Source organism: Paraburkholderia sp. SOS3, from assembly GCF_001922345.1.
Classification (GTDB): domain Bacteria; phylum Pseudomonadota; class Gammaproteobacteria; order Burkholderiales; family Burkholderiaceae; genus Paraburkholderia.
The window spans coordinates 3,901,447-3,914,028 of the sequence record NZ_CP018811.1; the positions used below are offsets into that span (position 1 = coordinate 3,901,447).

The window sequence follows — 12,582 nt, forward strand, 5'->3', positions numbered from 1 at the left end:
ACACAAAACGACACAACACGCCGGGTCCGGAAATGCGACCGCGCCATGATACCGAAAGTGCCCGCTTCAATATTAAGAAATTATGAGCAGCGCAGCGCCGCCACGGCGACGCTAGCGGCGCGCGCAACGTAAACGGCCGTCAGCCGTCACGCGGCGAATCGCTATAATTCCAGCATGTCCGAATTCCGCGAACCGTCAGACGGCACGGCCGCGGGCGCCTCCGCTGCGCCCGCACAAGCATCGATTGCCGCCGCCCCTTCCAGCGCATTGCGCGCGCCACGCTCGATCCAGCCCTTGCCCGATCAGCTGATCAGCCAGATCGCCGCCGGCGAAGTCGTCGAGCGGCCCGCGTCCGTCGTCAAGGAACTGCTCGAGAACGCGCTCGACGCCGGCGCGACCACGCTGCGCATTCTGCTCGACGAAGGCGGCGTCAAACGCATTTCGATCACCGACGACGGCTGCGGCATCCCCGAAGACGAACTTGCGCTCGCGCTGACGCGGCACGCGACGAGCAAGATCCGCTCGCTCGCGGAGCTCGAAGCGGTCGCCACGCTCGGGTTTCGCGGCGAAGCACTCGCGTCGATCGCATCGGTAGCGGAGATGGCCATTACGAGCCGCACCGGCAGCGCTGCGCACGCGACGCGCATCGACGCGAATACCGGCGCGCTGACTCCCGCGGCCGGCACGCAGGGCACGACGATCGAAGTGCGCGAGCTGTACTTCAATACGCCGGCGCGCCGCAAATTCCTGAAGAGCGAACAGACCGAACTCGGCCATTGCATCGAGATGGTCCGCCGCGTCGCACTCGCGCGGCCCGACGTCGCGATTTCGGTGTTGCATAACGGCCGCGCGGTCGAGCACTGGAACGCGAGCGATCCGGCGGCACGCGTCGCGAAGATACTCGGCGACGCGTTCGCCACCGCGCACCTGCCGCTCGACGAAGCGGCCGGCCCGCTTGCCGTGTACGGCTGCGCCGGCCTGCCGACCGCGAGCCGCGGCCGCGCCGACCAGCAGTACTTTTTCGTGAACGGCCGCTTCGTGCGCGACAAGCTGCTCACGCACGCGGTGCGCGCCGCTTATGAAGACGTGCTGCACGGCGACCGCTATCCGTCGTATGTGCTGTTTCTCGATCTGCCGCCCGAAGCGGTCGACGTGAACGTGCATCCGTCGAAGATCGAGGTGCGCTTTCGCGATTCGCGCTCGATCCACCAGTTCGTGTTCCATGCCGTGCAGCGCGCACTCGCGCGGCATGCGGGCGCCTCGCCGGAGACCACGGCGGGCGGCCATGCCGCGCATATCGAACCGCCTGGGCGGCCGGGGTCGTCTGGATCGACGCCGCCCGGCGGCGCGGCGGACATCGGCGGCAGTGGCCTCGGCCTCGGCGGCGGCGCATCGTCGTCGGGCGGCGGCAGCCGCTTCGGCAGCAACGCGCCACCGTCGGGCACGACATGGATGCGCGATGCGCGGATGCGCCAGGGCACGCTGCCGGTCGCGCAGCCGCTTGCACTCTACGACGCGTTGTTCGGCCGCAAGGATACGGGCGCCGCTTTTTCGTCCGCTTCTTCGTCCGGTTCGCCGCCCGGTTCGCCATACAACGCGACGGCATTCGACGCATCCACCGCGCCCGTCGCGCGCGATGCGAACGATGCGCCATCGCCGTTCGCAGCGCAGCCGTCCGGCGCTGCCGCCTTCGACACGTTCAACAGATTCGACGTCTCCGACGAGCAGCCGCTCGGCTTCGCGCTCGGCCAGATTCACGGCATCTACGTGCTCGCGCAGAATGCGCGCGGGCTCGTGATCGTCGATATGCACGCAGCGCACGAGCGCATCCTGTACGAGCAGTTCAAGCACGCGCTCGCCGACCGGACGATCGCCGTGCAGCCGCTGCTGATTCCACAGTCGATGCCGGCCGATCCGGTTGAAATCGGCATCGTCGAGGAAGAGCGCGAGACGCTCGACGCGCTCGGCTTCGACCTCGCCGTGCTGTCGCCGACCACGCTTGCGATTCGCGCGGTGCCCGCGCTGCTGAAAGACGCCGATCTGCCCGCACTCGCGCGCGCGGTGCTGTCCGATCTGCATGCGTTCGGCGGTTCGCGCGTGCTGACCGAGCGTCAGCATGAACTGCTCGGCACGCTGGCTTGCCATCACGCGGTACGTGCGAACCGGCGTCTGACACTCGACGAAATGAACGCGCTGCTGCGGCAGATGGAAGCGACCGAGCGCGCCGATCAATGCAATCACGGGCGTCCGACGTGGTACCAGCTGACGCTGTCCGACCTCGACCGGCTTTTCATGCGCGGACAATGAACGCATCGCGAATCGATGCGCGCGCAACGATTGCACGCACTGACGCCGTGAGCGCATCGTCATGACTCGCGTCGCCGCCCCGCTTCCCATCGCCTGCGTGCTCGGCCCCACCGCTTCGGGCAAAACCGCGGCGGCGCTCGCGTTCGCGGCACAGCGGCCCACCGAGATCGTCAGCGTCGATTCGGCGCTCGTCTATCGCGGCATGGATATCGGCACCGCGAAGCCGACTGCGCAGGAGCGCGCGCAGGTGCCGCATCATCTGATCGATATCGTCGATCCGGCCGACGCCTATTCGGCTTCCGACTTTCGCACCGACGCGTTGCGCGCCATCGATGCGATCGTCGAGCGCGGCCGCGTGCCGTTGCTGGTCGGCGGCACGATGCTGTACTACAAGGCGTTGACGCAAGGCCTTAACGACTTGCCCGCCGCCGACGCCGCGCTTCGCGCCGAACTCGAAGCCGATGCCGCGCGCGACGGCTGGCCCGCGCTGCATGCGCGCCTTGCCGCCGTCGATACGCAAACAGCCGCGCGGCTTGCGCCAAACGACGCGCAGCGCATCCAGCGCGCGCTCGAAGTCTTCATGCTGACGGGCCAGCCGATGTCGACGCTGCTCGCAGCGCCCCCGCGCGACGACCAAGCCACGGCGCGCTATCGCTTCGTGCCGGTCGCGCTCGAACCGTCGGACCGCGGCATGCTGCATGCGCGGATCGCGCAGCGCTTCGATGCGATGCTCGAGGCCGGCTTCGTCGATGAAGTGCAACGGTTGCGCGCGCGCGGCGACCTGCACGCCGGACTGCCGTCGATGCGCTGCGTCGGCTACCGGCAGGCGTGGGCGTATCTCGACGGCGAGATCGATTATGCGACGATGCGCGACAAGGGCGTGTTCGCGACGCGGCAGTTATGCAAGCGGCAGTTGACGTGGCTGCGCGCGATGCCGGAACGGATCGTGATCGACTGCTGCGCCTCCGATGCGACCGAACAGGCGCTGCACGCGCTGGAGCAGGTCGTCGACGCACGCGTGTAATGCTCGCGGCCCGTAAGCGGCTTTTCTATTCGCTCTTCTGCGAGCCCCGCTGAGCGCCGGCGCGTTCCTGCGCGGCCTGTTGCGTCGGGTCGCGGGACTCCGGCTGCGAGGCGCCGGGCTGCGCGGCCGGCTGCGAGGCGCCGGGCTGCGCGGCCGGCTGCTGCATAAGCTGCTGCGCGCCGCCTTGTGTCCCTTCCTTCGTCCCGCCCTGCGCCTCTTCTTCCCACCCGCCGCCGAGCGCAAGAAACAGATTGACCCGATCGACGGCGACCGTCGAGCGCGCCGCCGCGACCTGCGCATCGACCGAGGTCAGCGTGCGGGTCGCGTCGAGATCGGAGATGAACGACTCGCGGCCGCTCGTGTACAGCTGATGCGTCTGATCGGCCGATTTGCGCGCCGACTGCAACGCCGTTTCGAGAACCTGCGCGCGCTGCGTGTCGAGGCTGTACGTGGCAAGTGCGGACTCGGTCTCGCGCAGCGCGTTCAGCACGACGGAATCGAAACGCGCGAGCGACGCGGCTGTCGACGCCTCGGCCTCGTGCACCTTCGCGCGCTGCCCGTTCACCGGGAACACCCAGCTGATCATCGGCCCAACCGAGTAGTAGGCGGTCGGCGCGGTGCCGATGTCGGATGCGAGGCCGTTGAAGCCCGCACTCGCGCCGAGGCTGATGGTCGGATACAGCGCTGCCGTCGCGACGCCGATGCGCGCGGTCGATGCCGCAAGCTTGCGCTCCGCCTCGCGCACGTCCGGCCTGCGCTTGAGCAACGCGGCGCCGTCGCCGACCGGTAGCGGCTCGCCGATCTGCGGCAGCTTCGCGCAGTTTCTCGCGGCGGGCGGCAGGTCCTGCGGCGAGCGCGCGAGCAGCATCGCGAGCCGGAATTGCGCGACGCGCTGGCGCAACATGAAGCGCGGGATCTCAGCCGCAATCGTGTCGCGCTGCGTGATGCCGCGCGTGACATCGGGCTCGTTGCCGCGGCCCGCCTGCAGAAGCCGTTGCGATACATCGACGCGCTCGCGTTCGAGCGCGAGCGAATGCTGCGCGATCGCGAGTTCTTCCGCGGCCGCGCAGTTTTCCACGTACGAACGCACGACATCCGCGACCACCGTGATGCGCACGAGATCGCGCGCGGCTTCGACCGCATCGTCGTCGGCCTTCGCTGCTTCGATGCCGCGCCGCAGCTTGCCGAACAAATCGAGTTCGTACGACACGTTAAAGCCGATGCCTGCAAGCGTCTGCGGCGGAATCTTGTCGGTCAGAAACTGTTCGGGTGAAAGCTGCGAGTACTGCACCGCTCCCGATGCGTCGCCGCTGAAGCCGTACTGCTCGCGTGCGAACTGCACTTCGGCGCGCGACGCCGCGAGATTCGCGACCGCGACGCGCAAGTCGCGGTTTTCCGCCAGCGCTTCTTCGACAAGACTGTTCAACACCGGGTCGTCGTAGAGCCGCCACCAGTTCGGCGGGACCGGCTGCTGCGTGACGAGCGGATCGTTCGCGCCTGCGATCGGCGCGTTCGCGAAGTTCGAGTTGACGAGCGCGTCTTTCGGCAGCGAATAGTTCGGGCCGACCGTGCAGCCGGCGAGCAACGCGACGAAGGCGGACACGAGCACGCAATGGCGCACCGTCGCCCGCTCCGCCCAGCGCGCTTTGCCGTTCATCTGAGCGCTCCGAGCACCCGCTCGAACCACAGCGCGAAGCGCGATTGCGGCGCCGACGCGGCATCGGGCGACGACGCCGCGCCCTTGCCGATCGGCCGCAGTTCCGGACCGCGGACCAGCACGGTCGCGGTCCGCCCGGCGATCATCTGGAAGTCCTGCGGCACTTCGTCGAGCGCGACACGCACCGGAATACGCTGCGCCAGCCGCACCCAGCTGAACGCCGGGTCGACGTTCGGCAGCAGGTTCGGCGTGCTGTTCGTGCGGTCGCGGTCCTCGATCGCGGCGACGATGCTGACCACGTGGCCGCGCAACAGCTTCGGCTCGCCCATCACCGCGATATCGACTGCCTGCCCGATGCGGATATGCCGCATCTTCGTCTCTTCGAAGTAGCCGTCGACGCGAAACGAGTGCGCATCGACGATCGACAGCACGGGGTGGCCCGCGCTCGCGTACTCGTTCGGGCGCGGCGCGCGGTCGTTCACATAGCCGTCGACGGGGCTCACGATCGTCGTGCGCTGCAGGTTCAGGCGCGCGGTGTCGAGCGCGACCTGCGCGAGATCCATCTGCGCGCGCGCCTCGATCGCGCGCGCGTGGCTTTGCTGCAGCACCTCGGTCGCGACGAGGTTGCCCAGTTGCTGGTTGCGCACGTCCTCGCGGCGCGCCTCGTCGTAAGTGGCCTTGCGCTGCGCGAGCGTCGCGACCGCTTCGCGATACGCGAGCGCGTAGCGCGCCTCGTCGATCACGAACAGCACCTGGCCTTTCTTGACCGGCTGGTTATCGACGACGCGAATATCGGTGATCCAGCCGGAGATGTCGGGCGAGATCTGCACGATATCGGCGCGCACGCGGCCGTCGCGCGTCCACGGCGAGAACATGTAGTAGTCGATCACTTTCCATAGCACGAGCGCGGCCGCAACGGTCGCGATCAGCGTCAGAATGACGGAGAACACCGAGATCTGTTTCACGCGCCGAACCGCCTCGTTAGAGCCACGACCGCACCGAAAATGAATACGTAGATGCAAAAATCGAAAGCGGCCCGGTGCCAGACGAAGCGATAGAAGCCGGTCAGCGCGAGCAGCGCGACCACGCCGCGCTTGATCAGATACGCGACCAGCATCAGCACCAGCACGGTGGGCACGAACACGCCGACGATATTGATTTCCCCGATCATGGCTTTCTCTTTGGGTTCAGATTTGCGTTCGAGGGTGGCGCTTACGCGGTGGACGCCGGACCCGCCCCCGCAAGGCCGGGCGGCGCCGCCGGCGCACCCGCGGCGAGCGGCGCGAGCGACAGGCGCAGGCCGACGAGCGCGTGCACCGCATCGCGCAGCCGGATCTCGGTCGAGAACGAAGGCGGCGCGCCCGCAGTGGTCCCGGCGGTGGTGCCCGCCGTTGTTCCCGGGCCCCATTGCGAGATGCGCGACAGCGCGACATCGATCGCTTCGATGAGCCCGCGCGGCACGGGCTGGCGCTTGCGCTGCGCGATACACAGTTCGTAGTAGGTGCGCACGTTGACCAGCACGCGGTCGAGCTGTTCGCTCATGTCGGCGGCAACGCCTTCGCGGTAGTGGCGCAGATCGAGCGAATTCGACGCCACGCGCAAATCGCGAAACGTTTCGAGCGAAGGATGATGATGCGGGCCCGAAGTCGAGACGCGCGGCAGCACCTGCATCAGACGGTCGAGCATGCGCGAGAAGAACGTGCGCTCATCGGAGATCGGCTGCCCGGACGCCGAGCGCGCGACGTCGGCCCAGGTCGCGCGGATCAGCCGCTGCGCGAAGAACTCGACGCCGAACGGCCGCGTCACCTGGGTCCAGACGAACGCGAATACGATGCCCGCGAGCGACGCGGAGGTCGTATTGACGAACACGAGGAAGTCCGCGTCGTACGAGCCGGCGAGGCTGATGAACGTCGCGGTGAAGAGCGCGATCACCGCGGCGACCGCATTGAGTTTCGGATGCGCGATCAGCGTGCCGATCGCGAGGAACGGCACCGCGAACACGAGCACCAGTGTCTCGAAGTTATGGACCTCGGGCAGCACGACGAACAGATAGACGCCCGATAGAACCACCGACACGATGTTCGCAACGAAGAACCGGAAGATGGCCGGCGCGGGCTCGTCGAGGCCCGCGAAGAAACAGCACGCCACCGTCGCGATAAACACCGCGTTCGCGCCGTCGTGCCAGCCGGACGCAATCCACAGGCTGCAGGCGACGACCACGAAACCCGCGACGGTAACCGACGAAAACAGCATGAAGCCGTGATCGACCCAGATCTGCTCGCCGTTCACGCGCCAATGCCGGAAGCGCGGATGCCAGATGCCGTCGGAACGATCGAACAGCGCACGCAGTTCGCGGCAATCCTGCCAGATGTCGATGGCCATCTGCACGCGCCACAGCGCGTTCGACAGCAGCGCGCCGTCCCATGACCCAAGCATGCGGGGCACGCTCACGCGCAGCGCGGCAATGCGCGCGCGCAGGCTCGTCGCTTCGGCATCGCCGATTGGCGATACGCGCTGATCTCGACGCGAGGGCGCATTGATCCAATTGCCCACGTCGGCCAGCAACGGCTCGAATTCCGGCACGCGGGCCATCGCTGCCGAACGCCGGAACGCGGCGAGCGGATCGGCCACCGCCGCCAGCACGGGCAGAAACAGCTGCATGCGTTCGCGCAGCGCGTAGGCGCGCGACACGACCTCCGGGCTCGCGTGATCGTAAGTCAATTGCGAGAGCAGTACGTCGAGCGCCTTGACGGTCGAGGCCAGCTGTTGCTGCAACGGCAGTTGCACGACGTCGTGCGAGCGTGCCGATAGTGCGGCCCGTGCGAACTGCGCCGCATCGGCGAACCACGAGTCCGTGCGTGCGAGCAGCGTCGGCGCGAGCCGGCTCGGAAACAGGATCGAGCCGACGACGCTTGCGCAGATGATGCCGAGCAGAATCTCCTCGGTGCGCGCGATCGCGACATCGAAGATCGCCGTCGGGTTCGTCACCGTCGGAAACGCGACGAGCGGCAGCGTGAAGCCCGCGAGCACGAACACGTATGAACGCGCGCTGCGGTCCGACAGCGACAGGTAGAGCATCGTCGCGGTCCACAGCGCGACGAGCACGCTGAACAGATACGGCGACTCGACGAACGGCGGCACGAGCACCACCGACATCGCCGCGCCGATCATCGTGCCGATCGCGCGAAACATCGCCTTCGAGCGCGTTGCGCCGACAAACGGGTTCGACACGATATAGACCGACGCCAGCGCCCACGACGGCCGCGGCAGCGGCACGGCGAGCGCGATATATAACGCGAGCATCCCGGCCACGAAAGTCTTGACCGAAAACAGCCAGTCGCGAGCGGACGGGTTGGTCATGAGGATTGTGCGCGCGTGTCGTTCTTGATTTGTCGGAGTCGGGACGACGGGTGCGTGAGGCGCCGAGCCCGACGGGTGACGCAAGTCTGTCCTGTCGCGAAACAATGCGTTTCCCGCCACGCACTGCAATTTCAAATTCGCACGGTTTCTGGTGCCGGGCGGCGCAAGGGTTGCAGATGCCTTTCGGCCACAGCAATGCGCGTCTTTGACACTGCTGCCGCGGCGCGCGCGGCCGCGTTGGCGGCGCATCCGGTCTGCGTGCGAACTCGTCAATTTCCATTGCCCGGCACAAACCGCGATTTCGTTGCGGACGCACATTGTGTCATCGCCGTTTCTGCAATCGCATCCGAACTGCATTCATTACAGAAGGAGATTTGCCGTGAGTCAGATGAAGTCAAACCGAAAGCTCGTCCGCACCCGTGCAACGATCACATGTGCCGCCGCCATCGCGGCTGCATCGATATTCAGCCATGCCGCCTTCGCGCAAGATGCGCAGACATCGTCCGCCACGCAGACGACGCCCGCCTCGCACGCGACACGCGCGAGCCTGCGTCACGCCAATCACAAGCTCGAACGCGACGTCCGGGTCGCGCTGGCCCACGCGAAGATCGATACGACCGACATTCTGATCCGCGCGAAAGGCAGCAAGGTCGCGCTGATCGGCGCAGTGCCCGACCAGAACATGATTGCATCCGCGGCCGGGATCACAGGCAAGGTCGCCGGCGTCACTTCGGTGCAGAACCTTCTCATTGTGCGGCCTGAGTCCGACGATTGAAGTGGGAAGGTGAAATGGGAAGTGAAGCGGGAAAGTGAAGCGGGAAAGTGAAGCGGGGGTTGAAGCCAACGAATCGAAACGAAAAAGGGCACGCGCATCAATCCAGATTCGCGTGCCCTTTTTCGTTGAATGCGCTGCGTGAGCAGTTGCCCCGGTTGCCTTACTCAGTTGCCCCCGCTACCGCAGCGCTCGCCGTTAGATGACGACCGTCTGTGCCTCGCCTTCCCTGCTTTGCCGCACGGTGCCGATCTGCCATACCTGCTCGCCCGCGGCGGACAGCAGGCCGATCGCCTGCTTCGCGTCCTGCGCGGAAACGATGACGGCCATGCCGATGCCGCAGTTGAATACGCGATGCATCTCGGCGTCGGCGACGCCGCCGTGCTTCTGCAGCCACGCGAACAGCGGCGGCAGCGGCCATGCGCGATGATCGAGTTCGGCGGTGAGCCCTGCCTTGAGCACGCGCGGAATGTTTTCGACGAGCCCGCCGCCCGTGATGTGCGCCATGCCCTTCACCGGCATCTGTTCCATCAGCGCGAGCAACGGCTTCACGTAGATGCGCGTGGGCGCCATCAGCGCATCGGCGAGCGGGCGGCCGTCGAAGTCGGCGGTGAGATCGGGATTCGCGCGCTCGACGATCTTGCGCACGAGCGAGTAGCCGTTCGAGTGGATGCCGCTCGACGCGAGACCGAGCACGATATCGCCCGGGACGATCGTGCTGCCGTCGATAATCTTGCTCTTTTCGACCGCGCCGACCGCGAAGCCCGCGAGATCGTATTCGCCATCGGGATACATGCCCGGCATTTCGGCCGTTTCGCCGCCGATCAGCGCGCAGCCCGCGAGTTCGCAGCCGTACGCAATGCCTTTGACGACCGTCGCCGCGGTGCCCACTTCGAGCTTGCCGCACGCGAAATAGTCGAGGAAGAAGAGTGGCTCGGCGCCTTGCACGAGGATATCGTTGACGCTCATCGCGACGAGATCCTGGCCGACCGTGTCGTGTTTGTTCAGGTGGAAGGCGAGCTTCAGCTTCGTGCCGACGCCGTCGGTGCCCGACACGAGCACGGGCTCGCGATATTTCTTCGGCACCTCGAACAGTGCACCGAAACCGCCGATGCCGGCCAGCACGCCGTCGCGCAGCGTTTTCCTCGCAAAGGGCTTGATCGCATCGACGAGGGCATCGCCCGCTTCGATGTCCACGCCGGCGTCACGATACGACAACCCTTGAGCGTCAGGAGCGGATTTCGGTTGATTCATAAGGAAAGCGCGAGAAGGTCGGTAAAATGCGATTTTACCTGATGCCGGCCCGCGGGCTGGAATTCTTCCCCCGGTATTCGCGCCGTTTGCACCGCCGCACCGGCGGGGAAAGCCCACCCAGGAAGACGAGGAAAAGTTTATCTTGCAGCAGAACGCTCCGATTTTTACGCCGTATCAGCGGCGCGCGATGATCTGGTTCGCCATCGCGCTCGTCACCGGCATTCTTCTGTGGCTATTGAGCCCGGTGCTCACACCGTTTCTGCTCGGCGCGATCCTCGCTTACATCCTGCATCCGGGCGTCTCGTGGCTCAGACGCCGCCGCGTGCCGAAGGGCCTCGCCGCGTTGCTCATGATGCTGTTCTTCACGATGCTGGTGACGGGGCTCGGGCTGCTGATACTCGTCGTCGTGCAGAAGGAAGTGCCGCAGTTGCGCCAGCAGGTGCCCGTCATGATTTCGCACCTCCACCAGTGGCTGCAGCCGAAGCTCGAGTTCCTCGGCCTCGCCGATTCGCTCGACTTCGCGAGCATTCGCGATCTCGTCACGAACCAGCTCGAAGGCAGCGCGCAGACTGTCGTGATCTACGCATGGACGTCGATCCGCACGAGCAGCAACCTGATGCTCGACGTCGTCGGCAACCTCGTCATGGTGCCGCTCGTGCTGTTCTACCTGCTCTACGACTGGAACGCGATGACGCGCCGCATCACGCACTTCATTCCGCGCCGCTGGCTCGGCAAGACGCTGCAGCTGTCGCACGACATGGACCAGATGCTGTCGCAATACCTGCGCGGCCAGTTGCTCGTCATGGCCGTGCTCGCGGTTTATTATTCGGTCGCGCTATGGGCCGCCGGGTTCGAGATCGCGCTGCCGGTCGGCATATTTACCGGTCTCGCGGTATTTATTCCCTATATCGGTTTCGCGACGGGCCTGATCCTCGCGCTCGTCGCCGCGCTGCTGCAGTTCGGCAGCTGGTATGGAATCGGCGCGGTCGCCATCGTGTATGGCGTGGGCCAGATTCTCGAAAGTTTTATCCTGACACCGCGCCTCGTCGGCGAACGCATCGGCTTGCATCCGCTCGCCGTGATTTTCGCGTTGCTCGCGTTCGGTCAGTTGTTCGGCTTTTTCGGCGTGTTGCTCGCGCTGCCGGTCAGCGCGATCCTGTCCGTCGCGTGGCGCGAATTGCGGCAAAGCTATCTGTCGAGCACGCTTTACAAGAATTGATGCCGGCGATTAACGTGCGCCGCTGTATTGCCGTGGAGCCGTGCTTGTGGCGTGCCTGTAGCGTGCCTTTAGCGCGTTTTGCGTCGTGTTGCGCCGTGTTCGACCCGCGTGTTCGACGCACGCGTGACCCTCGCTTGACCCTCGCTTGACCCGCGTTTGCGTCGAGCTCGCGTACCGGTCGGGCATTGCGATGCGCGGGTTGCCGCGGGACTGACTGTCCTTCTTTCTATCGAATACTGTGCTGCGCCAACTTACGCTCGATCTCGGCACACCGCCGCCATCGACCTTCGACAACTTCTTCGCCGGCGCGAACGACGAGCTGGTCACGCGCCTGCGCGGACTCGACGCCGCGCTGGCGGCGGGCCCCGTCGCGGACCGCACGTTCTATGTGTGGGGTGAAACGGGCAGCGGCCGCACGCATCTGCTGCAGGCGCTCGCGCATGAAGCGGCGCCCGGCCACGTACGCTACGCGGGACCGCACAGCAGCCTCGACGCGTTCGCGTTCGATGCGCGCGTCACGCTCTATGCGGTCGACGATTGCGATGCGCTATCGGCCGCGCAGCAGATCGCGCTCTTCAATCTGTTCAACGAAGTGCGCGCGCACCCGGCCAGCGCGCTCGTCGCGACCGGCGCCGCGGCGCCGCTCGGCCTTGCGGTGCGCGAAGACCTGCGCACGCGCCTCGGCTGGGGTCTCGTGTTCCATCTCGCGCCGCTGTCCGACGAAGGCAAGGCCGCGGTGTTGAAGCACGCGGCGCACGAGCGCGGCATCGCGCTCGCCGACGACGTGCCCGCCTATCTGCTCACGCACTTTCGCCGCGATATGCCGAGCCTGATGGCGCTTCTCGATGCGCTCGACCGCTTCTCGCTCGAACAGAAGCGCGCGGTGACGCTGCCGCTGTTGCGCACCATGCTCGCCTCGCCCGACTCGAGGCTCGCGCCCGCTTCTGCTGCCGCCGGCGCCGTTGCCGTCGGCGGCAATCCGGCCGGCG

At 66.4% G+C, this 12,582-nt stretch carries 9 protein-coding genes and 1 pseudogene; 5 read left to right on the forward strand and 5 right to left on the reverse strand.

The genetic code is table 11. The features are described from left to right. Positions 1 to 174 precede the first annotated feature (174 nt). Both mutL and miaA read left to right on the forward strand, forming a co-directional pair. The gene (gene mutL / locus BTO02_RS17375; protein WP_075158065.1) at positions 175 to 2,307 is read left to right on the forward strand and encodes a DNA mismatch repair endonuclease MutL; all 2,133 of its coding nucleotides are present in this window, start codon (positions 175 to 177) and stop codon (positions 2,305 to 2,307) included. 61 nt (positions 2,308 to 2,368) lie between these two features. Next, on the forward strand, positions 2,369 to 3,331 hold the full coding sequence (gene miaA / locus BTO02_RS17380; RefSeq protein WP_083615170.1) for a tRNA (adenosine(37)-N6)-dimethylallyltransferase MiaA: 963 nt from the start codon (positions 2,369 to 2,371) through the stop codon (positions 3,329 to 3,331). A gap of 25 nt (positions 3,332 to 3,356) precedes the next feature. On the opposite strand, the gene BTO02_RS17385 is transcribed toward miaA, so the two are convergent. Genes BTO02_RS17385 through BTO02_RS17400 form a run of 4 tightly spaced genes read right to left on the reverse strand, consistent with a single transcriptional unit; the run spans position 3,357 to position 8,348 of the window. Then, positions 3,357 to 4,988, reverse strand: coding sequence for an efflux transporter outer membrane subunit (locus tag BTO02_RS17385; protein WP_075158067.1), 1,632 nt, complete (start codon positions 4,986 to 4,988; stop codon positions 3,357 to 3,359). Then, a complete protein-coding gene (locus tag BTO02_RS17390; RefSeq protein ID WP_075158068.1) occupies positions 4,985 to 5,953 on the reverse strand; it encodes an efflux RND transporter periplasmic adaptor subunit in 969 nt (322 codons plus the stop codon). Before BTO02_RS17390 ends, BTO02_RS17385 begins: the two co-directional genes overlap by 4 nt. Then, positions 5,950 to 6,159, reverse strand: a complete 210-nt coding sequence (locus BTO02_RS17395) for a DUF1656 domain-containing protein (RefSeq protein WP_075158069.1) — start codon at positions 6,157 to 6,159, stop codon at positions 5,950 to 5,952. The genes BTO02_RS17390 and BTO02_RS17395 overlap by 4 nt, the downstream gene beginning before the upstream one ends. Before the next feature lie 41 nt (positions 6,160 to 6,200). Next, on the reverse strand, positions 6,201 to 8,348 hold the full coding sequence (locus BTO02_RS17400; RefSeq protein ID WP_075158070.1) for an FUSC family protein: 2,148 nt from the start codon (positions 8,346 to 8,348) through the stop codon (positions 6,201 to 6,203). Between the two features lie 388 nt (positions 8,349 to 8,736). Here BTO02_RS17400 and BTO02_RS17405 point away from each other — a divergent pair, with 388 nt between their 5' ends. Beyond that, a complete protein-coding gene (locus tag BTO02_RS17405) occupies positions 8,737 to 9,123 on the forward strand; it encodes a BON domain-containing protein (RefSeq protein WP_075158973.1) in 387 nt (128 codons plus the stop codon). Positions 9,124 to 9,318: 195 nt separating this feature from the next. Here BTO02_RS17405 and purM read toward each other — a convergent pair whose 3' ends face one another. Next, the gene (gene purM, locus BTO02_RS17410) at positions 9,319 to 10,374 is read right to left on the reverse strand and encodes a phosphoribosylformylglycinamidine cyclo-ligase (RefSeq protein ID WP_075158071.1); all 1,056 of its coding nucleotides are present in this window, start codon (positions 10,372 to 10,374) and stop codon (positions 9,319 to 9,321) included. 142 nt (positions 10,375 to 10,516) lie between these two features. Here purM and BTO02_RS17415 point away from each other — a divergent pair, with 142 nt between their 5' ends. After that, entirely contained in the window at positions 10,517 to 11,593 is a 1,077-nt protein-coding gene (locus BTO02_RS17415) for an AI-2E family transporter (protein WP_075158072.1), read from the forward strand. Positions 11,594 to 11,831: 238 nt separating this feature from the next. Beyond that, positions 11,832 to 12,518, forward strand: a pseudogene (gene hda, locus BTO02_RS17420) (DnaA regulatory inactivator Hda); the annotation flags it as partial. Positions 12,519 to 12,582 lie beyond the last annotated feature (64 nt).